Annotated in this window: 22 protein-coding genes; 10 read left to right on the top strand and 12 right to left on the bottom strand. The window is 46.7% G+C overall.

Annotation, left to right across the window (positions count from 1 at the left end; genetic code table 11):
• The first annotated feature begins 68 nt into the window (after positions 1–68).
• The 4 genes from ppsA (at position 69) to Q4Q57_RS06900 (ending at position 6732) form a co-directional block, all read left to right on the top strand.
• Positions 69–2438 carry a phosphoenolpyruvate synthase gene (ppsA, locus tag Q4Q57_RS06915; RefSeq protein ID WP_220590425.1) on the top strand — a complete coding sequence of 790 codons (2370 nt, stop codon included), beginning with the start codon at positions 69–71 and terminating at the stop codon, positions 2436–2438.
• Positions 2439–2536: 98 nt separating this feature from the next.
• Positions 2537–5578, top strand: coding sequence for an FAD-binding and (Fe-S)-binding domain-containing protein (locus Q4Q57_RS06910; RefSeq protein ID WP_311890321.1), 3042 nt, complete (start codon positions 2537–2539; stop codon positions 5576–5578).
• Positions 5579–5696: 118 nt separating this feature from the next.
• Positions 5697–6170: a DUF1285 domain-containing protein gene (locus Q4Q57_RS06905; RefSeq protein ID WP_311890320.1), complete on the top strand. Its 474-nt coding sequence runs from the start codon at positions 5697–5699 to the stop codon at positions 6168–6170.
• A 145-nt stretch (positions 6171–6315) separates the two neighbouring features.
• Positions 6316–6732, top strand: a complete 417-nt coding sequence (locus Q4Q57_RS06900; protein WP_006081948.1) for a MarR family winged helix-turn-helix transcriptional regulator — start codon at positions 6316–6318, stop codon at positions 6730–6732.
• A gap of 138 nt (positions 6733–6870) precedes the next feature.
• On the opposite strand, the gene Q4Q57_RS06895 is transcribed toward Q4Q57_RS06900, so the two are convergent.
• Positions 6871–7215: a hypothetical protein gene (locus Q4Q57_RS06895; protein WP_006081947.1), complete on the bottom strand. Its 345-nt coding sequence runs from the start codon at positions 7213–7215 to the stop codon at positions 6871–6873.
• A gap of 191 nt (positions 7216–7406) precedes the next feature.
• Positions 7407–8441, bottom strand: a complete 1035-nt coding sequence (locus Q4Q57_RS06890) for a Glu/Leu/Phe/Val dehydrogenase dimerization domain-containing protein (RefSeq protein WP_311890316.1) — start codon at positions 8439–8441, stop codon at positions 7407–7409.
• Between the two features lie 280 nt (positions 8442–8721).
• Between Q4Q57_RS06890 and Q4Q57_RS06885 the strand changes: the two genes are divergently transcribed.
• On the top strand, positions 8722–9171 hold the full coding sequence (locus Q4Q57_RS06885) for a DUF4826 family protein (RefSeq protein ID WP_106650731.1): 450 nt from the start codon (positions 8722–8724) through the stop codon (positions 9169–9171).
• A 179-nt stretch (positions 9172–9350) separates the two neighbouring features.
• Here the strand turns inward: Q4Q57_RS06885 and Q4Q57_RS06880 are convergent, their stop codons facing one another.
• From Q4Q57_RS06880 to rluE, 6 genes are all read right to left on the bottom strand, one after another.
• A complete protein-coding gene (locus tag Q4Q57_RS06880) occupies positions 9351–10490 on the bottom strand; it encodes a cupin domain-containing protein (protein WP_259573831.1) in 1140 nt (379 codons plus the stop codon).
• A gap of 134 nt (positions 10491–10624) precedes the next feature.
• Complete coding sequence (gene purB / locus Q4Q57_RS06875; RefSeq protein WP_259573830.1) at positions 10625–11995, bottom strand: adenylosuccinate lyase; 1371 nt, start codon at positions 11993–11995, stop codon at positions 10625–10627.
• 29 nt (positions 11996–12024) lie between these two features.
• Positions 12025–12642, bottom strand: coding sequence for a high frequency lysogenization protein HflD (gene hflD / locus Q4Q57_RS06870; RefSeq protein WP_006081942.1), 618 nt, complete (start codon positions 12640–12642; stop codon positions 12025–12027).
• A 3-nt stretch (positions 12643–12645) separates the two neighbouring features.
• Complete coding sequence (gene mnmA / locus Q4Q57_RS06865; RefSeq protein ID WP_311890309.1) at positions 12646–13764, bottom strand: tRNA 2-thiouridine(34) synthase MnmA; 1119 nt, start codon at positions 13762–13764, stop codon at positions 12646–12648.
• A gap of 290 nt (positions 13765–14054) precedes the next feature.
• On the bottom strand, positions 14055–14549 hold the full coding sequence (locus tag Q4Q57_RS06860; protein WP_311890307.1) for an NUDIX hydrolase: 495 nt from the start codon (positions 14547–14549) through the stop codon (positions 14055–14057).
• 67 nt (positions 14550–14616) lie between these two features.
• Entirely contained in the window at positions 14617–15402 is a 786-nt protein-coding gene (gene rluE / locus Q4Q57_RS06855) for a 23S rRNA pseudouridine(2457) synthase RluE (protein ID WP_311890305.1), read from the bottom strand.
• A 343-nt stretch (positions 15403–15745) separates the two neighbouring features.
• Here rluE and Q4Q57_RS06850 point away from each other — a divergent pair, with 343 nt between their 5' ends.
• A complete protein-coding gene (locus tag Q4Q57_RS06850) occupies positions 15746–17971 on the top strand; it encodes an NADP-dependent isocitrate dehydrogenase (RefSeq protein ID WP_006086260.1) in 2226 nt (741 codons plus the stop codon).
• Positions 17972–18293: 322 nt separating this feature from the next.
• Here the strand turns inward: Q4Q57_RS06850 and cspD are convergent, their stop codons facing one another.
• Positions 18294–18500 carry a cold shock domain-containing protein CspD gene (gene cspD, locus Q4Q57_RS06845; RefSeq protein ID WP_006081937.1) on the bottom strand — a complete coding sequence of 69 codons (207 nt, stop codon included), beginning with the start codon at positions 18498–18500 and terminating at the stop codon, positions 18294–18296.
• Between the two features lie 194 nt (positions 18501–18694).
• Between cspD and clpS the strand changes: the two genes are divergently transcribed.
• Both clpS and clpA read left to right on the top strand, forming a co-directional pair.
• On the top strand, positions 18695–19003 hold the full coding sequence (clpS, locus tag Q4Q57_RS06840; RefSeq protein WP_006081936.1) for an ATP-dependent Clp protease adapter ClpS: 309 nt from the start codon (positions 18695–18697) through the stop codon (positions 19001–19003).
• Between the two features lie 43 nt (positions 19004–19046).
• Positions 19047–21314, top strand: a complete 2268-nt coding sequence (gene clpA / locus Q4Q57_RS06835; protein WP_006081935.1) for an ATP-dependent Clp protease ATP-binding subunit ClpA — start codon at positions 19047–19049, stop codon at positions 21312–21314.
• Between the two features lie 116 nt (positions 21315–21430).
• Here clpA and infA read toward each other — a convergent pair whose 3' ends face one another.
• The 3 genes from infA to aat form a co-directional block, all read right to left on the bottom strand.
• Positions 21431–21649, bottom strand: a complete 219-nt coding sequence (infA, locus tag Q4Q57_RS06830; protein ID WP_006081934.1) for a translation initiation factor IF-1 — start codon at positions 21647–21649, stop codon at positions 21431–21433.
• Between the two features lie 82 nt (positions 21650–21731).
• Positions 21732–22442 carry an arginyltransferase gene (locus Q4Q57_RS06825; RefSeq protein ID WP_259520285.1) on the bottom strand — a complete coding sequence of 237 codons (711 nt, stop codon included), beginning with the start codon at positions 22440–22442 and terminating at the stop codon, positions 21732–21734.
• Positions 22429–23142 carry a leucyl/phenylalanyl-tRNA--protein transferase gene (gene aat / locus Q4Q57_RS06820; RefSeq protein ID WP_311890251.1) on the bottom strand — a complete coding sequence of 238 codons (714 nt, stop codon included), beginning with the start codon at positions 23140–23142 and terminating at the stop codon, positions 22429–22431. The genes Q4Q57_RS06825 and aat overlap by 14 nt, the downstream gene beginning before the upstream one ends.
• Positions 23143–23196: 54 nt before the next feature.
• Between aat and Q4Q57_RS06815 the strand changes: the two genes are divergently transcribed.
• Positions 23197–23667 carry a glycine zipper 2TM domain-containing protein gene (locus tag Q4Q57_RS06815; protein ID WP_311890249.1) on the top strand — a complete coding sequence of 157 codons (471 nt, stop codon included), beginning with the start codon at positions 23197–23199 and terminating at the stop codon, positions 23665–23667.
• A gap of 70 nt (positions 23668–23737) precedes the next feature.
• Positions 23738–24490, top strand: a complete 753-nt coding sequence (locus Q4Q57_RS06810; protein ID WP_006086263.1) for a Nif3-like dinuclear metal center hexameric protein — start codon at positions 23738–23740, stop codon at positions 24488–24490.
• Positions 24491–24518 lie beyond the last annotated feature (28 nt).

The raw sequence follows: 24518 nt of genomic DNA, 5'->3' as shown, positions 1-24518 counted from the left end.
GCAGGAGTGTAAAATGCCGCTGCCCTCGTGTGAAGGGGCCACTGAAATAAACTTGCGGAGATAGAACTGTGCAGCAATACGTACTCTGGTATCAAGAATTAGGCATGGGTGACGTCAACTTGGTTGGCGGTAAAAATGCTTCTCTAGGCGAGATGATCAGCAATCTGGCCAATGCCGGTGTTCAAGTACCTGGCGGATTTGCGACAACTTCCCATGCGTTCAACGAGTTCCTTGAACAAAGCGGAGTTAACCAGAAGATTTATGACATTCTAGCCACACTGGATGTAGATGATGTCAATGCGCTGGCTAAAGTAGGTGCACAGATCAGGCAGTGGGTTATCGACACCCCATTTCAACCAGCATTAGAGCAAGCCATTCGTGAAGCTTACGATAAACTTGCCGCTGAAACTAGCGAAGCGTCATTCGCGGTACGTTCTTCTGCAACAGCTGAAGATATGCCAGATGCGTCTTTTGCGGGTCAGCAAGAAACTTTCTTAAACGTTAAAGGATTTGAATCTGTACTCGTGGCGATCAAGCACGTATACGCTTCACTCTTTAACGATCGCGCTATTTCCTACCGTGTCCACCAAGGTTATGAGCACCACGGTGTAGCCTTGTCTGCTGGCGTGCAACGCATGGTTCGTTCAGATAAAGCGGCTTCAGGTGTGATGTTCACTATGGACACTGAATCTGGCAATAACGATGTGGTGTTTATTACTTCATCTTTTGGTCTGGGTGAAATGGTTGTTCAAGGCGCGGTAAACCCTGATGAATTTTATGTTCACAAACCGATTTTAGCCTTAGGTCATAAAGCTGTTGTGCGCCGTAATATCGGTAGCAAGCTCATCCAAATGGTGTATTCAGATGATGCTGCTCACGGCAAACAAGTGAAAATTGAAGACGTGAGTGCTGACAAGCGTCGCCAATTCTCAATCAATGACGCTGAAGTCGAAGAATTAGCTAAGCAAGCTATGGTTATCGAAAAACATTACGGTCGTCCAATGGACATCGAATGGGCGAAAGACGGTAACGACGGCAAGCTGTATATCGTTCAAGCACGTCCAGAAACGGTTCGTAGCCGTGAAGATGTGCAATTAATTGAGCGTTATCACTTAAAGAGCCGTGGCGCTGTGATCTGTGAAGGTCGCGCTATCGGTCATAAAGTGGGTACTGGTGTAGCCAAAGTATTAACCTCAATCGCCGATATGGATCAAATCCAACCTGGCGACGTGTTAGTGACTGACATGACAGATCCTGATTGGGAACCTATCATGAAGCGCGCAAGTGCTATCGTCACAAACCGTGGCGGCCGTACCTGTCACGCGGCGATTATCGCCCGCGAATTGGGTGTGCCAGCAGTCGTAGGTTGTGGTGACGTAACTGACCGTATCAAGAATGGTCAAATCGTGACTGTGTCTTGCGCCGAAGGTGACACTGGCTTTATCTACGAAGGTAAACAAGAGTTTGAAGTGATTTCAAACCGTGTTGATTCTCTGCCTACATTGCCAATGAAAATCATGATGAACGTGGGTAACCCTGATCGTGCATTTGATTTTGCCCGTTTGCCAAACGAAGGCGTGGGTCTAGCGCGTTTAGAATTCATCATCAACCGTATGATCGGTATTCATCCAAAGGCACTGCTTGAGTTCAATCAACAAGACGCTGCGCTGCAAACTGAAATCAACGAGATGATCGCAGGTTATGAATCTCCAGTTGAGTTCTATATTGCCCGTCTGGTTGAAGGTATTGCGACTATTGGTTCAGCTTTCTATCCGAAGAAAGTGATCGTACGTATGTCAGACTTTAAGTCTAACGAATACGCAAACTTGGTTGGTGGTGACAGATACGAGCCAGAAGAAGAGAACCCAATGCTGGGCTTCCGCGGTGCGAGCCGTTATATCTCTGAATCCTTCCGTGACTGTTTTGCGCTTGAGTGTGAAGCGATCAAACGCGTTCGTAATGACATGGGGCTGAAAAACGTTGAAGTTATGATCCCATTCGTTCGCACAGTGAAAGAAGCTGAGCAAGTGGTCGGCCTGCTCAAAGAGCAAGGTTTAGAGCGCGGCAAAGACGGTTTACGCGTCATCATGATGTGTGAAGTGCCTTCAAACGCCTTGTTAGCTGACCAATTCCTTGAGCATTTCGATGGTTTCTCTATCGGCTCAAACGATTTAACTCAGCTGACACTCGGCCTTGACCGTGATTCAGGTATCATCAGCCACTTATTTGATGAGCGTGATGAAGCCGTTAAAATGCTACTTTCATTAGCCATTAAAGCGGCTAAAGCGAAGGGCGCTTACATAGGTATTTGTGGTCAAGGACCTTCAGATCACGCTGATTTTGCCGCTTGGTTGGTAGAACAAGGCATAGATACAGTGTCATTAAACCCTGATACTGTGATTGATACTTGGTTGTATTTAGCCGAAGCGCACGCTTGATCTAGATAGTCATTTTATAAACTTGTTAAAAAAGCCGCTTTTTAGCGGCTTTTTTTTGTTTATAATGGCGCCATAACGATAATTGACAGAAGCCATCTATGTTACCCCTGCTATCACATCAACAAACATTAGAGCCAGTGTATTTGGCATACCTTGATGCACTGGAGCAAAGTGAGTATTCCGGTGATATAGACAAACGTTACAGCGCACGTTTAGTGCAAGCCACCGACAACTCGGTATACCAATTTTTACCTCAAGCCGTGTTATATCCTAAAAATCAGCAGGATATCCAAATTGCATTGACGCTGGCCGCCAGCGACACATTTCGCAGCGTGACCTTTAGTGCGCGGGGCGGTGGTACGGGCACCAACGGACAATCCCTCACCCATGGTTTGATTTTAGATGTGTCGCGTTACATGAACCGCGTGCTCGAAGTGAATGCTGAGCAAGGTTGGGTGCGAGTTGAAGCTGGTGTCGTTAAAGATGCGCTCAACGATGTATTGCGTCCCCATGGATTCTTTTTTAGTCCCGATTTATCCACCTCAAACCGCGCCACAATTGGCGGCATGATTAATACCGATGCCTCGGGTGCGGGCTCACTGGTTTATGGTAAGACCTCAGATCACGTGCTGGCGCTACGCAGTGTGTTGATTGATGGCAGTGTGCTGGATACGCATCCCCTAGATGCGGGACTACTGTGTAACCCAGATAACGTCAGTGATAATCCGCTGGGGCAGAAACTGATTTCTGCTGTGGCGGCGGTATGCCGCGAAAAGCGTACTCAGATTGAAAACCAATTTCCTAAACTTAACCGTTTCCTCACTGGCTATGACTTAAAACACGTGTGGAACGACAGCCTGACACAATTCGATTTATCTCGGATTTTAACGGGCTCAGAGGGCACGCTTGCGGTAATAACCGAAGCTAAACTCAATCTCACCCCGCTGCCGACTGAGCGCGCTATGGTGAACATTAAGTACGATTCGTTCCAATCGGCATTGCGTCATGCGCCATCCTTAGTCGCCGCGCGGGCGACTGTGGTCGAAACCGTCGATTCAAAAGTGCTGAATTTAGCCCGTGAAGATATTGTCTGGCACTCGGTATCTGATCTGATCCAAGAAGTGCCGGGTAAAGTCATCGACGGCCTCAATATGGTCGAATTTGCTGGTGACACAGTAGAGGTTGAGCAAAAGCTTGCGAGTCTTGAAGCTGTCTTGACTGAGCAGATCAGCAAAGGCGAGTGCGGCGTATTGGGTTACCAAGTGACGCAAGACAAGCCAAGCATCGAAAAAATATACGGCATGCGCAAAAAAGCCGTTGGCTTACTCGGCGCCACTAAAGGACGTCGTAAACCTATCGCTTTTGCGGAAGATACTGCGGTGCCGCCCGAAAAACTCGCCGATTATATTATGGAGTTTCGCGCAGTACTCGATGGCCATAATCTGCAATACGGTATGTTCGGTCATGTGGATGCGGGCGTGTTGCATGTACGGCCCGCACTCGATATGTGCGATGTTGAAGATGAAAAACTACTGCGGGTCATTTCCGATCAAGTGGCTGCACTGACGCTTAAATATGGCGGCCTGATGTGGGGCGAGCACGGTAAAGGCGTGCGTGGTGAATACGGTCCTGCTGTCTTTGGTGATGAATTATACGGCGTTCTACAAGATATCAAAGGCTTGTTCGACCCCGACAACCGATTAAACCCCGGCAAGCTGGTGGCGCCTAAACAGACTGGCTCCCTCTATTACGATGTTGACAGTGTTAAGCGCGGTAAATTTGACCGACAAATTCCCATCGAAGTACGTGATGCGTTCCCCGATGTGATGAATTGTAACGGCAACGGCCTGTGTTTTAATTACAGTAGCTATTCGCCCATGTGCCCATCGTTTAAGGTGACAGGCGATAGAGTACAGTCGCCTAAGGGACGTGCAGGACTCATGAGAGAGTGGCTAAGGCTACTTGAGGCTGAAGGAGTTGATGTCAACGCACTGGCAAAAGCAAAGCCCTTAGGTTTGCTGCAGCGCGTTCAAAATACCCTGAACGCCCAGCGCGATTATGATTATTCCCACGAAGTGATGGAATCGCTCAAGGGCTGTTTGGCCTGTAAAGCCTGCTCTGGGCAATGTCCGGTCAAAGTGGATGTGCCTAAGTTTAGGGCGCAGTTCTTTAATATTTACTATCAACGCTATTTAAGACCGGCGAAGGACTATCTTGTTGCAGGTATCGAAGATAGCTTGCCATTAATGGCCGCTGCACCGCGTCTTACTAACTTTGCCGCGCAAAATCCATTGAGCCAATGGGTGATTAAAAAGGCGATTGGTTACGTGGACGCGCCTGCGTTATCTGTGCCGACCTTGAAGCAAAGACTCGATGGTCATGCAAGCCGTGGTTACGACTTAGCTGCACTGCAGGCTATCCCAGAAGAGGCGCGCTCACAGTTTGTGCTGGTGGTGCAAGATCCCTTTAACAGTTTCTATGACTCAGGTCTTGTGCTGCGCTTTATCCAGTTGATTGAAAAGCTTGGTTTAAAACCTGTGTTGTTGCCCTATAAACCCAATGGAAAGCCAACGCATATCAAGGGATTTTTAGATAAGTTCGCGAAAACTGCGCAGTCGAGTGCGGACTTTTTGAACCAAGTCCATAAACTGGGCATGCCTATGGTCGGTATCGATCCTGCCTTAGTCTTGTGTTATCGCGACGAATACCGTGAAGTCTTAGGCGCTAATCGCGGTCATTTTGAGGTTAAGTTAGCCAACGAATGGCTACTTAATGTCATCAAGGATCTACCCGCGAAAGCGCCACAAGATAAGCAATATACCTGGTTTAGTCATTGCACTGAATCGACGGCCAAGCCAAATACTGCCAACGAGTGGACTAAAATCTTCGCCCATTTTGGTGCTAAGTTAACCGCAGTCAATTTAGGTTGTTGTGGTATGGCCGGAACCTACGGTCATGAGGCGGAAAACTTAGAGCGCTCTAAGGCCTTGTTTGAGATGTCTTGGCTGCAAACGCTAGCAAAAATTGAACAGCCGCAAGTGCTAGTGTCTGGCTATTCTTGCCGTAGCCAGGTAAAACGTTTTGCCGGTTACAAGCCAAAACATCCACTGGAAGCCTTGCTTGAGTTAGCAAATATCTAGTGGTGTTTATCGCTTAGCTAGTGAGCTTGTTATTATCCTCACTAGCATATCCCAGTGTTGAATGTCACACTAAAGCCAGCCGCAAGGCTGGTTTTTTTATGGATGATGGAGGCCGGAGATGGAAAAGATGACAGACAGTATTGAGCACACACTCAAGCAATTCGCCGCCGATAGCAGGCTAACCTCGGTTGCGACATTGTGCAGTGAAGTCCCATTGTTTGACATTAACGCCTTGGGTGATTGGACGTATTTGGGTACATCGCTGCCAGCAAAGTTTGCTAAGTTGTTCGCCAGTATTTTGCATTGCATCGATGATGAGTATTTTTTAATTACCCCAGTGGAGAAGGTGCGAGTACGGGTTGAAGATGCGCCGCTGCTAATTGTCGATTTCGAGCGAGCGCAACCCCATTCTCTGCTCAATGTGAGCACCAGTATTGACACTCTGCACCACCATGTGGATATAAAGCAGATGAAGCTTACCGATGACAGTGTTTATTTGCCGCTTGAGCGTGGGTTATGGGGAAAATTAGGTCGTGCCTGTTACTATAATTTTGTGAATGAATTCAATTTATCTGATCTAAATGAGCAGTGAGTTCGTAGGTTAATAGCATAATTAGCTGTGGTGTTAGCTAGTTTATTGCGGGTTAAGTGGTAGTATTAAAACTGACTCTGTCTTCTTATAATGGCGCACAGGGTAAGTGAAAACGCGTTAAAACCTTTGTTGTAGGAGGTGCTGTTTGAATCGTCATGAAAGCTTAGGCTATCTTGTTTCCCACTTAAATATCGAGCTGCAAAATGAGCTTGATCTGCATCTTAAGCGATATCAACTCGATATAAAACTGTGGCCTGTGCTGTTTGCTTTGTGGCAAGAGGAGGGCATCAGCCAAACTGAATTGTCTAAGCGTTGCGATGTGGCAAATTACACTATGACGCGTTTACTCGATCAGTTACAGGTACAAGGTCTTATTACCCGCCATCAAGAAGCCGATAATCGGCGCGCCTTTCAAATCTTTTTGACCGATGAAGCCAAAGCGTTAGAGCAAGATCTGATTTGCGAAGCTGAGCGGGTCAACGAAAAATTCCTGTCTAACCTCAGTGATGAGGAGCAGCAGCAGTTCGTCTTACTGTTAAATAAGATCAATCGCTTGGCTTAATGATACGGATTCATTCGGTTTGGAGGGAGACTGCGGTTTAGCCGTTTTCGCTGCTATCTGTATGCGGTTGTCTAAATTCATTTTCTCCAGTTTAATTCCGTCATTCATCCGTTACTTCGCGGGATTAAACTGGTGCAATCAATTCAAGTAAAGTGCAAAGACGCACAGTAAGCTGACGGCTATTACTGAGTGTTGCAAATAACGGCGGCTGGCTAACAAATTTTCTTTGCCTTGTTTTAGGCTGGCGACGAGGGTGTGCTGCTTATAAATCCGGCACATCAACTCATCGGTTTGGGGATCGATAAGCAGTTCAAACTTGCAAGGTGCGCCGTCTTTAAGTTGAATAGTGTGTTCGCTCTGAGGCTTAAAATTCAGTTTGTGCGACACCATCTGACCGTTGACAAAGACCCGCTCTAAACCGCTCCAATTGCTGGCTTGCAGTTCTACCACATCTTGGTTGAGATCGTACTTGAAACGGATCATAGCGCTATCCTGTGCTGGGACCTGATAGGCTAATTCAAGCAGACAAATATGACGTTTTCCAGCGTGATTAAATGAATATTCTGTGTCGAAATTAAAAGCGCGGCTAAACCATGGGCTTAGCGTTAGATTAAATTTTAGATAACAAAAAGCGACCTCAGGTCGCTTTTGCGTATGTTACACAGGTAGAGATATTACTTTTTAGCGGCTTCGATAATGGCTTTGGCCATTTCATCTGCTACAGCGCCAGTTGTCCGGTTCTGTTCGTCAGCTTGGCTGAAGATTTTCAGCAGGGTGTTGTAAATTTCTTCTACTTTAGCGGTCGATTTCGCCGTATCGTAATCTTTTTCGAACGACACGTTGATAATGCCGCCTGCGTTGATCACATAGTCTGGCGCGTACAGTATGCCCATTTCTTTCAGCTGTTCACCGTGGCGTACTTCAGCTAATTGGTTGTTGGCACAGCCAGCAACAATTTTGGCTTTCAGCTGCGGTAAGGTCGCATCGTTTAAGGTTGCGCCAAGGGCACAAGGAGCATATACATCCACATCTTGCGCGTAGATTTCTTGTGGCGCGACCACAATAGCGCCAAAGTCGGTAGCGACTTTGTCTAACGAGGCTTGATGAATGTCGGTAACAATCAGTTCAGCGCCTTCGTTATGCAAGTGTTTGCACAGGTAATAGCCAACGTGACCTACGCCTTGAACGGCGATTTTAAGGCCTTTTAGGCTGTCTAAACCGAGTCTATGTTTAACCGCAGCTTTGATGCCTAAATAAGTGCCAAGGGCGGTGAACGGTGATGGGTCGCCACTCTTGCCTTCAAGACCTGCCATATAAGGGGTTTCTTCATGGGCAATCATGATATCTGCCGTGGTAGTACCCACGTCTTCAGCTGAATAATAGCGGCCGCCAAGGCTATTGATGAAACGGCCAAAAGCGCGAAATAGGGCTTCGCGGTCTTGTCTTTTTGGATCGGCGATGATCACTGATTTGCCGCCGCCCATGGTTAAACCGGCAAGGGCGTTTTTGTAAGTCATGCCACGAGAGAGGCGTAATACGTCAGTCAGGGCTTCATCATCCGATTGGTAATTCCACATCCGGCAACCACCCACGGCAGGGCCAAGGTTGGTGTTATGGATGGCGACAATGGCCTTTAAGCCACTTTCTTTATCATGACAGAATACGACCTGTTCATGTTCGTCAAAGGATACATGATTAAATACAGCCACGTGAATTTCTCCGCTATACACAATGAAAAAGCCGACGAGATGAGCCTCTATCGACTGCTTGTTATATTTATTGCAGAACCATAGCATTTAGCGATACTCTCAACCATGCATAATGACCGAATAAATACATTATTTGTGGCAATTTAGCTTTCCACTTTACGTAAACGTAAGCTTTGCGGTTGAAAATGGATTGTACTGAATTTAATGTAACGAATAGAATGAATCGCGTACTGATCCCAAGAATTAGGTTCGCGTTATAACAATAAGATAGGACGGAAGTATGACTGAACAAGCTGTCGACCAAACTCAACAGAATTTATCAGCGGAAGAAATAGAAAAGCTGCGTCAAGAGTGGGTCAGAACTCAATTTCAAAAAGCGAATCGTTTCCTCGCTGAAAAAGGCGTGATCCCAACTAAAGTCTTGGCCGATGAAAGTCGTTATCTTGCGCCTTACATGGCAATTTGGAAAATGGAATCCAAGCGTCCCAGCAACAAAACCTATTGGGTTATGTCGGGCGATTTACCCTCGGATTTCGTCGATGTGAAAGTGGCAGCAACGGCCCGTGATGCGGTACGTCATTTCTCTATGATGTGGCAAATGCAGGCGGAAAACTTAGTGCGTTCGGGTGCAACCCGTGATGCCACTCAGGCTAAATTTGCTCAATTATTAGTATCGCGTGCCGAGAGTTTATATCGTATGCACAATGACGATAAACTGTGGAATGCTTAAACTCAAATGAGTTGAGGATTGTATTTAGATAGTATTGAGTTAATACAGTCACTTGTGTTGGTTGCTCAAAATAACGGCATAAATAATAAAAAGGCACTCAATTGAGTGCCTTTTTTATACTGACTTTTATGTTGATTTCCTATGTTAAGAACAAGGTCATCGAACAAAGTCGATAGGGCTTATTCTTCGCTGTCGCTTAAGTAGAAGAAACCTTGATTGATGAGTTTCAATAGTAAGGCTTGAACTTCTTCATGCTGACATATTTCAGTTGCTTCATCGGCGTTTAAGCTGACGTTATCGCTCAACTGTGCGATAACGTCCACAGGTGTTTGGGGCAATTCGTGCACATCACCATTGATGAATAATCGCGGCGTGGCATCATTTTCAAGGCGCAATACTTTCAAACCACCGATACGGCTGACGCCAGCGCCTTGGGCGAAGGCATCTTGCAAATCTTCAATGCTGTAAGCTTCTTCGCCTTCACACAAATCAAGCTCGAAACGGTTTTGACTAAGCAACTTGCCCAGCACGATTTGATAACTATTAGGATCTTGGCTCAGCTGACTCAAGAGTGACATTATGCCCACTTGATGGTCTTGGCTGACGATACCCGCTGAACTCGGTTCAGTTTGCGACGTGAAACGCTGCTGACCTAAGTTATTGTCGAGCAGATAATCGGCGACTTCACTGATCAGTTCTTGCTGGCTTGGTGCACGAAAACCAATTGAGTAACTCATTGCCACTGTTAGGGTTTCGCCGCAATGTGGGAAACCTGGTGGAATATAAAGCATGTCACCTTTTTCTAACACCACATCGATAATTGGGGTGAAGTCTTCTACCAGCGGCGAGTTGGGATTGCCACCACGGCGTTGTTGCGGGGTATTGTCACCCACAGTCCAGCGACGTTCACCTTCACCTTGAATGATAAACACATCGTAGTTATCAACGTGCGGGCCCACACCACCACTTGGCGTTGCAAATGAGGCCATCAAGTCATCGAAACGCCAGTCAGGTAAAAAACGCAGCGCTTCAACTAATGGTTGCGAATCGGGGTACCAATGGTTGACCGCTTGCACTAGCAATTGCCAATGGGTTTCACCATAGCTGTCGTAATCTTCAAACGGGCCTTGAACCACTTCCCAGTTATCATCTTTAGTGACGACGATACGCGAAGAGATTTCTTCTTCACAGGCAAGGCCTGCTAGTTCATCGGCGCTGATCGGATCTTCAAACTGTGGAAACGCTTTTTTGATCAGTAGGGGTTTCTTTTGCCAGTATTCACTAAGAAACTGGGCAATATCGAGATTGAGTGTATACATAGTGTTAAAAAAGGCGACCACATCGCGGAGATGTGAGTCGCCTTAATCCTTATTTCTGTTTATGAAAGAGTATTGTCCATCGCCAATTTCAGCTAATAACTAAGTTTATTTAAAAACTAAGTTCAGTTAAAAACTTACTTCAGTTCGTCGACAAACGCTTCGGCGCGACCAATGTAATTGGCTGGCGTCATTTTCTTCAGTTCAGCTTTCACTGAGTCTGGTAATTCAAGTCCGTCAATAAACACTGACAGTTGCTGGGCGTCGATACGTTTACCGCGCGTCAGTTCTTTTAATTTTTCGTATGGCTTTTCAATACCATAACGACGCATCACAGTTTGTACGGGTTCTGCTAACACTTCCCAGTTGTGATCGAGTTCATCACGCAGATGCGCTTCGTTAACTTCTAACTTGCTGATGCCTTTTAAGGTCGCTTGATACGCGATCAACGCATGGGCAATACCTACGCCTAAGTTACGCAGCACAGTTGAGTCAGTTAAGTCACGTTGCCATCTTGATAACGGCAGCTTAGACGCTAAATGTTGCATCAGCGCGTTAGCGATACCTAAGTTACCCTCAGAGTTTTCAAAATCGATTGGGTTAACTTTGTGCGGCATAGTCGATGAACCGATTTCACCGGCGATAGTGCGTTGTTTGAAGTGACCTAGGGCAATGTAACCCCAAATGTCACGATCAAAGTCAATCAGCACTGTGTTGAAACGGGCAACCGCATCAAACAGTTCGGCAATATAATCGTGTGGCTCGATTTGCGTCGTGTAAGCGTTCCAGTGCAGGCCAAGGCTAGTCACAAAACGCTCAGATAGTTCATGCCAGTTAACTTCAGGATAGGCTGACAGGTGAGCATTGTAGTTACCTACGGCACCGTTCAGTTTGCCCATGATTTCAACATTGGCGATTTGTTTGATTTGACGCTCAAGACGCATTGCCACGTTCGCCATCTCTTTACCGAGTGTCGAAGGTGAAGCAGGTTGGCCATGGGTGCGTGACATTAATGGCACAGAGCGATATTCAATCGCCAGCTTTTTAATCGCAGTCAGCAACTCGTTGCAATATGGCAGTAATACTTGCTCACGGGCTTCAGTCAACATTAAACCGTGGCTTAAGTTGTTGATATCTTCGGAAGTACAGGCAAAGTGAACAAACTCACCCACAGCGGCTAATTCGCTATTGCCCGCGATTTTTTCTTTGATGAAGTATTCAACCGCTTTCACATCGTGGTTAGTGGTGCTTTCAATAGCCTTAACACGCAGCGCATCTTGTTCGTTGAAATTGTCTTTAATGCCATCGAGCACAGCGATAGCAGACTCGCTTAGCGGCGGCACTTCGCTAATGTCTGGGCAGTTTGCTAACAGTTTTAACCAATTGATTTCAACCTGAACACGGTACTTGGTAAGACCGAACTCGCTGAAAATCCCTCTCAATGACGCGGTTTTACTACCATAACGACCGTCTACCGGAGAGATAGCAGTTAGTGCGGAAAGATCCATGTGAAGCTCCTTGATGAACGCTAATTTTATTATAGGGTAAGACTTTTCTTGGCTGTATCGACTATGGCTTTGCGGGCGAAGACTAAGTGTCGACGCTTACCGCCAAGTTGGCGCCACAGTACAGCACTGCGCATGGCTGCAAGCAGCAGAGCACGAATTTTTTGTTGTACGATAGGGCGTTGCAAACATACTGGATTACCAGAGATTTGGATTTTCGGCCCTAAATTACTGATGATGTCACTGTAAATGCTGGCAAGATTGGCAATGACTTGTTCATCGGTGATCGCAAAATGATGTAGCTGGCGATTCACTTGATTAATGCGCTCGGCCAACATGCCTAAACCGCTGTTTGAGCGAACTAATTTTCGCTCTAGCGCCAACACGCCAACTAAATAGCGGGTGATTTCAACATCTTTTTGACTGCTGTCACCGAGCTGATTCAGGATCAGCTTATAGCCTTTTTGCAATACGATTTTGTCTTGGTAGACATCGGCCGTATTGTCAGGATTGGTGACAAGAATGGTGTTTAAGCTCGCCGCGAGCTCGGCATTATCTAATTCGCCATGGCGGGCTAAATGTTGAACTTGGGCAATGGCTTGCAGTATGCCCGCAAACGCCATGGTCCGATTAACTAATTGCTCGTTCACGCTTTACCCTCGGATCAATTGATCTATGATGCCGCCACCTAGGCAGACTTCACCATCATAAAATACCGCAGACTGTCCTGGCGTCACCGCCGCAACAGGTTCATCGAAGACCACGCGTAAGGTGTGTTCATCTGTGTAGGTCAAAGTACAAGGCACATCTTGTTGGCGATAACGGGTTTTCACTGCAATATGACAGCCATCGATAGGTCCGATTCTATCCACCCAATGCAGTTGGTTAACTGTCATGCCGGTCGACATCAAACGAGGATGGTGTCCGCCTTGCCCTACGATCAATACGTTACGCTCAAGATCTTTATCGACGACATACCAAGGATCGTCATTGCTGTTTTTCATACCGCCAATGCCTAGGCCTTTACGCTGGCCTAAAGTGTGGTACATCAGCCCTTGGTGTGTGCCTATGATTTCACCTTCTGGGGTTTCGATATTGCCAGGCTGCGCAGGTAAATAAGTGCCCAGGAATTCAGTGAACTTGCGCTCACCGATAAAGCAGATGCCGGTGCTGTCTTTTTTATCATGGGTGATTAGGCCCATTTCTTTTGCGATTTCACGTACTTGATGTTTTTCCAATTCACCGACAGGGAACAGACTTCGGGCCACTTGCTCGTGGCTAAGGGTGTAGAGGAAATAACTTTGATCTTTATTGCCATCGACGCCACGGAGCATTTGTGTGCTGCCATCGCTATTGTCGCGGCGGCGCACATAGTGGCCCATGGCGATGTAATCGGCGTCGAGGATTTCGTCGGCAAATTCTAAAAATGCCTTAAATTTGATTTCTTTGTTGCACATGATATCGGGATTTGGCGTGCGGCCGGCTTTGTATTCGGCGAGGAAATACTCAAATACATTGTCCCAATATTCGGCAGCAAAGTTAACTGTGTGTAGCTTGATCCCGAGCTTGTCGCATACGGCTTGGGCATCTTTTAAATCTTCTGCGGCAGCGCAGTACTCGTTGTTATCATCTTCTTCCCAGTTCTTCATGAAAAGGCCTTCAACCTGATAGCCTTGCTGCATAAGCAAATAGGCTGAAACAGATGAATCTACACCGCCGGACATGCCGACAATGACTTTTTTTCCTGTATGAGTGGGTTCGATTGATGTCATAGATCCTAAAAACCATTGAGTATGTGTGTTGGCTAGGTTGTTGAAGTTAAGCCGCGACATTGAGCGCGTAACAAAAGTGCCTAACAAAAGTGCCTAACCTAGCTTAAAATATGGGCTAGCATTAAATCCAAGCTAACTTAAAAGCTAACTTAAAAATCTGGGTGTAGTGCGAGCGGCCAGTAAACTCGTATTTACGGCCTACTGTACAGTCTACTTTTAGCCACGTAGAGGCCGATAGGCACTAGCACATGCATAAGTTTAACAAGCAGTTTATGCGGGGCGGTATTCTATCACGCCTTACTCGCTTGGGCTATCGCGAGGCGGTCACTATTGAGTAAGGAGAGGGGATAAGTTTGGCCCTGTTGTGCGTTATTAAGATAGTCTTTTAGGCAATCGAGCACTAAGGGGCTGCGCAGTAAAGATGACTTGGCTTCTATCTGTGCAAAACTCAGCCAGTGCGCACTGTGGATAGCCTTGTCCTGCGGCGCAGGTGAGGGCATATCATTTAACTGCACGAAGAAGGTAAAGCGCACAAAGGCTAAGTCTTCACTGGCGCTAAATTGATAGATGCCGACGAGTCCTTGGGGGTTAAGTGATAACCCCGTTTCCTCAAATACTTCGCGCTCACAGGCTTGGATTAAGCTTTCATTTGCTTCTAAGTGACCCGCTGGCTGATTAAAGCGCTGCTCGCCATCAATCCACTCTTCTACCATCAGATATTTGTCCTGTGAAGTCGCATGAATAATACAAGCGACGGTCACATTGGGTTTATATCGTTGACTCATGGTGTCTCCTTTGAGTGGACATGGTGCCACTTTTTAGTGGCGTTGGGCGTAGAAACTTGGCTGAAAGTTAGACTTCATCACCGAGACGGATACATTTATGCTCGCCCGATGGTAAATTATCTAGACTCCATTGGCCTATTTTATAACGGATTAATCTTAAGGTCGGAAAACCGATATGCGCTGTCATGCGTCTGACTTGGCGGTTACGGCCTTCATGAATTTGGATTTCTAACCAAGTTGTTGGGATATTTTTGCGTTCTCTCACCGGCGGATTACGTGGCCAAATATCGGGTGAATCCATGATTTTGACTTTAGCTGGTAGCGTCATACCATCATTTAATTCAACACCTTGGCGCAGTTTCGTCAGTGCATCTTCCGTCGGCACGCCTTCTACTTGCACCCAATAGGTTTTAAAGGTTTTCTTTTTCGGCTCGGTCAGTCTTGCCTGTAATTGACCGTCATTGGTCAGCAACAACAAGCCCTCACTGTCTCTATCTAAGCGGCCCGCGGCATACACGTCAGCAATGGGGATATAGTCTTTTAGGGTTTTACGACCTTGTTCATCGGTAAACTGGCAAAGTACATCAAAAGGCTTATTAAACAGCACGATAATCGGTGCGATCGTTTGGCTCTGCACCGGTTTTGCCGCAGCAATTGCGCGTCGATTGGGATTTTTAAAGGGTTCTTTCTTTAAACTGCCATTGGCATTACGTGCCGGCGCCACTTTGCTATCTACGGCGGCAGCGCGGTTGGCTGGGCCTCTGCTTGCGGGCTTAGCGGGTTTAATCGTGCTCTTTGCTGGGGAATTGGCGCTGGAATTGGCACCTTTAGGTGGAAACTTGTTTTTGTTCATACTTTTGCTAACAGGAGGTTGAGACACGCTTACCTGACTTGATTGAGTCGTTAATGTGGTCATAGTGTACTTGGCATTCGCCGTTAGTGGAATTTGAATATTATTGCGAATGCTCTATGATGTCGGCCAGAAAATGTGATCTGTGCCTAAATGTTTATTAGGTTTTAATGAGTCGTTGTAACAAATTTTAGCTTGCGCGCAAAGGCAGAAGGGCATTGATAATTTGAAAGGTTAAGGCGGATTCGATTGCCTTGATTGATATTTTCACTGTGCTCAGATTTGTTCGCCATGCTATAAAATTATTATAAAAAATATTAAATTTTACAATAATGTAGGATGTAACATGAAAGATAACTCATCAACAATTATTTACACTGAAACAGACGAAGCGCCAGCACTGGCCACCCTCTCACTCTTACCTATTATCAGAACGTTTACCGACGCCGCGGGCGTTGCGGTTGAAACCCGTGATATCTCGTTATCGGGCCGTATTATTGCCAGTTTCCCTGAGCAACTGACCGAAGCACAAAAGATTGGCGATCATCTGACTGAGCTTGGCGAGTTAGCGAATCAGCCAGAAGCGAACATCATCAAGTTACCGAATATCAGTGCTTCGATTCCACAATTAAAAGCCTGTATCCTTGAACTGCAGCAAAAAGGTTACGACATCCCTCACTATCCGGATGAGCCAAAAACCGACGCTGAAAAGTCAATTAAAACACGTTACGACAAGATTAAAGGCAGTGCGGTAAACCCAGTACTACGTGAAGGTAACTCAGATCGCCGTGCCCCATTATCGGTGAAAAACTTCGCCAAGAAAAATCCGCATTCAATGGGTAAATGGGCTACAGATTCTAAGTCACACGTTGCTCACATGACTGACGGCGATTTCTACGGCAGCGAGCAGTCAGTGACTTTATCTGATGCGGGCAGCGTGAATATCGTGCTGACGCAAAAAGATGGCCAAGAAGTGGTGCTGAAATCGGGTCTTAAGCTGCTGGCTGGCGAAATTATCGATGCTGCGGTATTGAGTAAAAAAGCCTTAGTGAGCTTCTATGAGCGTGAAATCGAAAACGCCAAAGCAGAAGATGTGCTGTTATCGCTGCATCTGAAAGCCACTATGATGAAAGTGTCTGATCCTATTATGTTTGGTCACGCTGTGAAGGTATTCTTCAAGCCAGTGTTTGACAAGCATGCGGCGCTTTTTGCTGAATTAGGCGTAGATGTTAACAACGGTTTTGGTGATGTTTATGCCAAAATAGCGACATTACCTGCCGATAGCCGCGCCGAAGTCGAAGCCGATATCGCCGCCGTTTACGCTGCACGTCCCGCATTGGCTATGGTTGATTCTGACAAAGGTATCACCAACTTACACGTGCCAAGCGACATCATTATCGATGCGTCTATGCCTGCTGCGATTCGTTCATCTGGCCAAATGTGGGGACCAGATGGTCAACTGCATGACACTAAAGCTATGATCCCAGATCGTTGCTATGCCGGTATCTACCAAGAAACGATTGCCTTCTGTAAAGAGCACGGCGCTTTTGATCCTAAAACCATGGGCAGCGTGCCAAACGTGGGCTTGATGGCGCAAAAAGCCGAAGAGTACGGCAGCCACGATAAGACCTTTGAAATACCTGCTGACGGTGTGGTCAACGTTGTCGATGCCAGTGGTAAGGTATTGATGAGCCATAACGTGGAAGCGGGCGATATCTGGAGAATGTGCCAAGTTAAAGACGCACCTATCCGTGATTGGGTCAAACTGGCCGTGCGCCGTGCCCGTTTAAGCAATACACCTGCGGTATTCTGGTTAGATAGCAAACGTGCCCACGATGCTCAAATCATTGCAAAAGTGCAGCAATATCTGCCAGAGCATGATACTGATGGCTTAGAGATCAGCATTATGTCTCCAGAAGAAGCGACTCGCTTCTCGTTGGCTCGCATCAAAGAAGGCAAAGATACCATTTCAGTTACGGGCAACGTTCTACGTGACTACCTGACTGACTTGTTCCCTATCCTAGAGCTGGGCACCAGTGCCAAAATGCTATCAATCGTTCCGTTAATGAACGGTGGTGGTCTATTTGAAACTGGTGCGGGCGGTAGTGCACCTAAGCACGTGCAACAGGTTGAGAAAGAAGGTCACTTACGTTGGGATTCACTCGGTGAATTCTTGGCTCTGGCGGCGTCTCTTGAGCATTTAAGCCAAACTGTCGGTAATCCAAAAGCCCAAGTGTTAGCTGATACCTTAGATCAAGCCATTGGCCAATTCTTAGATAGCAACAAATCGCCATCAAGAAGAGTCGGTGAGTTAGATAACCGTGGCAGCCATTTCTACTTAGCCATGTACTGGGCACAAGCCTTAGCCGCGCAAACGGGCGATGAGCAGTTACAAGCCCACTTCATTCCGTTAGCGCATGCGTTGGCGGCAAATGAGCAAGTGATTGTGGCTGAATTAGCGACGGCACAAGGTGCACCAGTCGATTTAGGCGGTTACTACCGTTTAGATGCGGCTAAGGCTGAAAAAGCAATGCGCCCAAGCGAGACGTTAAACAAGCTGTTGATTGCTTAATCTCGTTAGTTTTAGCTTTTGGATGGCGTGCGCGTCAGTGTGGGCCATCAAAGTTGATGTAAAGTTGTAAGTCATTAGACTGATTTTGAAAAGGGATCTGCATGGCAGATCCCTTTTTTATGCCCTAAATTTACTGTCGAGACTGGTGATAAAATCTTTTTGTGGGGATGCTATGGGTGAGGGGCTGCGATTGATCTTGAATTAAATTCATGCGTAATGCTGACAAGCGATGGAGCATTAAGTGGTGAGGATTGATAAAACACGCAGCAATAAAAAGGCAGGGACAAGTCCCTGCCTTTTAGATCATTGGCCTCACCAAACGTTATTTTGTTGGTGAAATGGCTGAAGCGTGCATCCCTTTTGGACCGGCTTCTACTTCAAATTGAACGGGTTGGCCTGCTTTTAGAGTTCGATAGCCTTCCATTTCAATGGTAGAATAGTGTGCAAAAACGTCCTCACCACCTTGATCAGGGCAAATAAACCCGAATCCTTTGGCGTTGTTGAACCATTTAACAGTTCCGCTTGCCATACTTCCACTTCCTTCTGTTGTCTACTTACCAGTAAGATAGTAAAACCTGTATAGACGGGTATTCGTTCACCGTCTGCACAACAGAATGTAAGGAGTAAAAGCGGAAGTCAAGCTAAAATTAACAAAGGGGTAACAACTGATTAATTTGAACGGATCAATTGGAAGAGGCCAACACGAGAGGCTAGTATTAAAAAATGGCAAAGATAGGAAATATTGAACACGTTGAAGAACGTGTCGAATCAGAGTTAATGCCGCCTTCGATGTACAAGGTGGTACTCAATAATGATGATTACACCCCAATGGATTTTGTGATTGAAGTTTTGCAGGTTTTCTTTCGCAAGAACGAGCAGGAAGCGACCGATATCATGTTGACGATCCATCACCAAGGAAAAGGTATTTGCGGTATTTTCCCGTTTGGGATTGCAGAAACTAAGGTGATACAAGTAAATCAATTTGCAAGACAAAACCAACATCCGTTACTGTGTTCGTTAGAGAAAGCATAAAACCGCTTTACTCTGTAGTCTGTTGTTAATTTTGGGGGTGCTTATGCTGAACAAAGACCTGGAAGTCACCTTAAATCTGGCGTTTCAGCAAGCCAGAGACGCGCGTCACGAGTATATGACAGTGGAACATCTGTTATTAGCTCTGATCGACAATCCTGCGGCTCAAGAAGCGTTAATCGCCTGTGGAGCGAATCTAGATAAACTCAGAGATGAAGTGGCAAGCTTTATCCAACAAACAACCCCAATCATTGCCGATATTGATGATGACAAAGAAACTCAGCCAACGCTGGGGTTCCAACGAGTGCTGCAACGTGCAGTATTCCATGTGCAGTCATCGGGTCGCAATGAAGTGAACGGCGCTAACGTGTTAGTCGCCATTTTCAGTGAGCAAGAATCCCAAGCCGTGTATTTACTGCGCCGCTGCGATATTAGTCGCCTAGACGTTGTGAATTTTATTTCCCATGGTTTCGCCAAAAATGATGATGCTGAGTCACATCAAGATCAAGAACGGGTTGAAGATCAGGGCGAAAGCAGCGAAGAGCGCAGCATGTTGTCGCAATTTGCGTCCAACTTAAATCAACTTGCTAAGCAAGGGATCATCGACCCACTGATTGGTCGCGATCAAGAAATTGAGCGCGCGATTCAAACCCTGTGCCGTCGCCGTAAAAATAATCCGCTGTTAGTGGGTGAGGCGGGCGTAGGTAAAACGGCGATTGCCGAAGGGCTGGCGTATCGCATCGTCAATAAACAAGTGCCCGATGTGATGCTTGAAGCCACAGTGTATTCTTTGGATTTAGGTTCACTGCTGGCGGGAACTAAGTATCGCGGCGACTTTGAAAAGCGCTTTAAGAACCTGTTAAAAGAACTGGCGGCGGATAAGCATGCCATCCTATTCATCGATGAGATCCACACCATCATCGGTGCGGGCGCGGCATCTGGCGGCGTAATGGATGCCTCTAATCTGCTGAAACCTTTGCTATCTAGCGGTAACTTGCGCTGCATGGGCTCGACAACTTTCCAAGAATATCAAAGTATTTTTGAGAAAGACCGCGCACTTGCACGTCGTTTCCAAAAGGTGGATATCAATGAGCCTTCAGTGGAAGAAACCACTAAAATTTTGATGGGGCTTAAGTCTAAATACGAAGAATATCATGGAGTTCGTTATACACAGGCTGCGATCAGCAGCGCTGCGGTATTGTCGGCCAAGCACATCAATGACAGACATTTACCCGATAAAGCCATCGATGTGATCGATGAAGCGGGTGCACGTATGGTGATGTTGCCTATGAGCAAACGTAAAAAGACTATAGGCCAAGCCGAGATTGAGTCGATAGTGGCGAAAATGGCGCGTATCCCTGAGAAGTCGGTATCCGCCACTGATAAGGACTTACTGCGTAATCTTGAGCGTAACCTTAAGATGGTGGTCTTTGGCCAAGACAAGGCCATTGAGAGTCTGAGTTCGGCCATTCGCTTATCGCGCAGTGGCTTAGGCACAGACAGGAAACCTGTGGGTAGCTTCTTATTCGCGGGCCCCACCGGTGTGGGTAAAACCGAAGTCACTAACCAATTGGCCAACTGTTTAGGGATGAAACTGGTGCGCTTTGACATGTCAGAGTACATGGAAAGCCACACAGTTTCTCGCTTGATTGGTGCGCCTCCTGGATATGTGGGTTATGACCAAGGTGGCTTGCTCACCGATGCTGTGATTAAAAACCCACACTGTGTGGTGCTATTGGATGAAATCGAGAAGGCCCACCGCGATGTGTATAACTTGCTGTTGCAGGTGATGGATCACGGTACTTTGACCGACAATAATGGTCGTAAGGCGGACTTCAGACACGTGACTTTGGTGATGACGACGAACGCGGGTGTTCAGGAGACTATTCGTAAGTCGATTGGCTTTACCCAACAAGATCACACTCAAGATGCGTTATCTGAAATTAATCGGGTATTTTCGCCAGAATTTCGAAATCGTCTCGATTCCATCATTTGGTTCAACCATTTGGATATGACGATTATCGCCAAAGTGGTCGATAAATTCTTGGTGGAATTGCAGGCTCAATTGGATGCAAAACACGTTACTTTGGAAGTCAGCGACGAAGCCAGAACCTTGTTGGCCGAGAAAGGCTACGACAAGAACATGGGCGCGCGTCCAATGGCTCGGGTCGTGACCGAATTGATCAAACGTCCATTGGCAGACGAGATCTTATTTGGTGTCTTAGAGTCAGGCGGTGTGGCGCATGTGGATGTGAAGGAGGGTGAGCTTGTCATTCGTACCGAACGTCACGAAAAAGCGACAACAAAAGCTTAACGCTTGATTATCCATTAGTTTTAGACATAAAAATGGCTGCAATTGCAGCCATTTTTTTCATCTTTCGCAAACAAAAAAACCCGGCCTTGCCGGGTTTTTAAATCTAAGAGGCTATATCAGCGTGCGCGGAAGACAATGCGACCTTTGGTCAGATCATAAGGAGTCAGCTGGACGGTAACTTTATCGCCAGTAAGGATCCGGATGTAGTTTTTGCGCATTTTGCCTGAAATGTGGGCTATCACCACATGACCATTTTCAAGCTCTACACGAAACATTGTGTTTGGCAAGGTTTCAAGGATAGTGCCTTGCATTTCAATGTTGTCTTCTTTCGCCATTAATTAATTATCCCATTAGCCTTCGAATATAAAAAACGGGCGTATCATGCCCCAAATTCACCCTGCTGTAAAGGGGAAGTACTTAGCAAACTTGGGAATACTCCCAGCCCGTCGGTGTGAGAATTTGATATGGGCGATATAAACGCTTGTAGGACATCTTACGGTTTTCATCTATTTGATATCCGAGATAAACAAATTCTTTGTCCATGAGTTTTGCCAATCGGCACTGAATTAAAATTAACAGGGCGCCGAGGGAACGCTGTTCTTCATCGGGGTCAAAATAGCTGTAAATCGCCGAAAGACTATTGGGTAAGGTATCTGTGACCGCGACGGCTAATAATTTATCGCCGTTATAGACCTCGATAAACGTCGGCGGCAACCAATGGCAAAAAAGAAAGTGATTATATTGATCTTCACTCGGGGGGAACATAGGGCCATCAAAATGCCGCTCACGAATGTAATGCTCATATAGGGCATATTGTTCGGCGGTTTGTTCCGATGTAATTCGCCAGGTCAGATCTTGGTTTTTGGCTAAGGTCCGTTTTTGGCGTTTCGATGGCACAAATTCATGCGCTGGCACACGAATAGGTTGGCACGCGCCGCACCTTGGGCAACGGGGTTTATAGATGGAGCCGCCACTGCGGCGAAAACCCACCGCAAGTAAACGCTCAAATAAAATGGGATCGAGCGTATCTTCTTGGATGACAAGTAGCTGCTCCTGCTGGCCATCGAGGTAGCTGCAGGGGAATATTTGACTGATACCGATAGCGATCGATGCTTTACTCGAGTTCAAGGATGACCTCTTTAGTGGTCCAAGTCGCTGGGTCCACGGGATTGTTTCTCAGTTCGCTCAGTAACGTTATAAAATCAATGCGTTTAATGGCTTTGGCTCCCAAACTTTCTAGGTGAGGATTCATCACTTGTGCATCGATGAGTTTGAATCCCATTTTGAGTAAATGCTGTTGCAGCGCTGCAACGGCGGCCTTTGACGCATTGGTTTTACGGTGAAACATGGATTCGCCGCAAAATACTTGGCCGATTGCTAAGCCGTAAAGCCCACCGATTAAACGTTCGCCTTCCCAGACTTCAATGGAATGGGCGTGACCTGTGTGATGCAGTTCGCGATAGGCCATTTGAATTTCTTGGGTGATCCAAGTGCCGCTCTGTTTTTCTCTTGGCTGCGCACATCCCGCCATCACATCGGTGAAAGCGTGATCGATTGTGATCCGCCAAGGTTGTTTTTTTAAGTATTTCCGCAAACTTGTGCTGATGTGTACGTCACCGGGAATAAACACGGCGCGGGGATCGGGCGACCACCACAAAATAGGATCATCTGAGTTAAACCAAGGAAAAATACCGTTGTAGTAAGCCGAGAGTAAGCGTTCAGGACGTAAGTCGCCGCCGATAGCCAATAACCCATTAGGATCAGTTAAGGCGAGTTCGGGTGAAGGAAAAGCTTCAAATTCGTGATTCAGAAAAGACAGTGACTTCACAATTGAGTATGATTTAGTTATAGACCTTATTATTAAGTTAGCGGAAATTCAGATATGTGGAAACCTACTCTAGCAAGCTTTATGTTTATTTTTGCGTTTATCCTCAGCCCCGCGAGTGCGGGTTATGACCGTAATCAAGCCGTGCCAGTCGAGAAAGTGCTCTATGGCGATATCACTTCGGTACGTAATATCACTGAAACCCAGCTGATTGAAGACCGTAATAGAGGTTGGAAAACCTTTGGTGGCGCCTTAGCGGGTGGGGTGATTGGTAATCAGTTTGGTGGCGGTTCTGGCCGTGATGTGGCGACCATTTTAGGCGCCTTGATTGGTGGCGGTATCGGCAATCGTTATGGCACTGGCACGAGCGTGCAGTCATTGAAGCTGGTGGAATTGATGATCAATCAAGAAGATGGCACCCAAGTTATGGTGATCCAAGACTATGATGCTGGCATGGTATTCAATGCGGGTGACAGAGTACGTGTCGTCTACCTGCAAGGCGGTGTGCGTGTTGATGTCGCGATGTAAGCGACTGTCTTATCTTGATTAAGTCGTCATCTTCAGTAAATGGTCATCTCGAGTAAAGGACGGTAATGCAATGACACGGACAGAATTAACCCAATATTTAGCCGATTTTTTACATGTATCGGCGTTTAAAGATTACGCGCCCAATGGGCTGCAAATAGAAGGCAAGGATGAGATCCGCACCATAGTGACGGGCGTGACTGCGTGTCAGGCTTTGATCGATGAAGCGATTCGATTAAATGCCGATGCGATTTTGGTCCATCACGGCTTTTTTTGGAAGAATGAGCCTGAAGTGATCACTGGCATGAAACAACGCCGGATTAAGGCACTGCTCAAGCATGATATTAATTTATTTGGCTATCATTTGCCCTTAGATGCCCACCCAATGCTCGGTAATAACGCGACCTTAGGCAGGCAACTTGGGATCGTCGACGCAGAAGCCATCGAAGAGGTGGCTCAGGGGCTGCTGTGGCGTGGAAAACTTGATCTTGCGGTTAGTGCTAGCGAATTTTCTCACACCCTTGAGGATGCGTTAGGCAGAGCCCCACTGCACATTGGTGATGGCGATGCCAAGATCCAACATTTAGCTTGGTGTACTGGCGGCGCGCAGGACTATATCGATGTTGCGGCGAGTTTAGGTGTGGATGCGTTTATCAGTGGTGAAGTGTCCGAACGCACTTTCCACAGTGCGGTGGAGCAGGGCATACATTATTTTGCGGCGGGGCACCATGCGACCGAACGTTTTGGGATTCAAGCCTTAGGCCGTCATCTCGCCCGCGAGTTTGATCTCGTGCACCATTTTGTGGATATCACTAATCCGGTCTAATCCTGTCTTAAAGCGGCTTATGATGATC

Origin of the sequence: Shewanella sp. SP2S2-6, assembly GCF_031931965.1 — a bacterium.
Classification (GTDB): Bacteria; Pseudomonadota; Gammaproteobacteria; order Enterobacterales; family Shewanellaceae; genus Shewanella; species Shewanella baltica.
This window is presented reverse-complemented; position numbering and strand designations above follow the sequence as displayed.

What these genes read in the sequence shown, in the direction of transcription:
- Q4Q57_RS06850 (WP_006086260.1), top strand. Translation starts at nt 15,746, where the DNA reads ATGAAAGATAACTCATCAACAATTATTTACACTGAAACAGACGAAGCG.
- Q4Q57_RS06910 (WP_311890321.1), top strand. Translation starts at nt 2,537, where the DNA reads ATGTTACCCCTGCTATCACATCAACAAACATTAGAGCCAGTGTATTTG.
- Q4Q57_RS06815 (WP_311890249.1), top strand. Translation starts at nt 23,197, where the DNA reads ATGTGGAAACCTACTCTAGCAAGCTTTATGTTTATTTTTGCGTTTATC.
- Q4Q57_RS06895 (WP_006081947.1), bottom strand. Translation starts at nt 7,215, where the DNA reads ATGATCCGTTTCAAGTACGATCTCAACCAAGATGTGGTAGAACTGCAA.
- Q4Q57_RS06860 (WP_311890307.1), bottom strand. Translation starts at nt 14,549, where the DNA reads ATGAGTCAACGATATAAACCCAATGTGACCGTCGCTTGTATTATTCAT.
- cspD (WP_006081937.1), bottom strand. Translation starts at nt 18,500, where the DNA reads ATGGCAAGCGGAACTGTTAAATGGTTCAACAACGCCAAAGGATTCGGG.
- clpS (WP_006081936.1), top strand. Translation starts at nt 18,695, where the DNA reads ATGGCAAAGATAGGAAATATTGAACACGTTGAAGAACGTGTCGAATCA.
- infA (WP_006081934.1), bottom strand. Translation starts at nt 21,649, where the DNA reads ATGGCGAAAGAAGACAACATTGAAATGCAAGGCACTATCCTTGAAACC.
- purB (WP_259573830.1), bottom strand. Translation starts at nt 11,995, where the DNA reads ATGGATCTTTCCGCACTAACTGCTATCTCTCCGGTAGACGGTCGTTAT.
- mnmA (WP_311890309.1), bottom strand. Translation starts at nt 13,764, where the DNA reads ATGACATCAATCGAACCCACTCATACAGGAAAAAAAGTCATTGTCGGC.
- Q4Q57_RS06885 (WP_106650731.1), top strand. Translation starts at nt 8,722, where the DNA reads ATGACTGAACAAGCTGTCGACCAAACTCAACAGAATTTATCAGCGGAA.
- Q4Q57_RS06810 (WP_006086263.1), top strand. Translation starts at nt 23,738, where the DNA reads ATGACACGGACAGAATTAACCCAATATTTAGCCGATTTTTTACATGTA.
- Q4Q57_RS06880 (WP_259573831.1), bottom strand. Translation starts at nt 10,490, where the DNA reads ATGTATACACTCAATCTCGATATTGCCCAGTTTCTTAGTGAATACTGG.
- clpA (WP_006081935.1), top strand. Translation starts at nt 19,047, where the DNA reads ATGCTGAACAAAGACCTGGAAGTCACCTTAAATCTGGCGTTTCAGCAA.
- rluE (WP_311890305.1), bottom strand. Translation starts at nt 15,402, where the DNA reads ATGAACAAAAACAAGTTTCCACCTAAAGGTGCCAATTCCAGCGCCAAT.
- Q4Q57_RS06905 (WP_311890320.1), top strand. Translation starts at nt 5,697, where the DNA reads ATGGAAAAGATGACAGACAGTATTGAGCACACACTCAAGCAATTCGCC.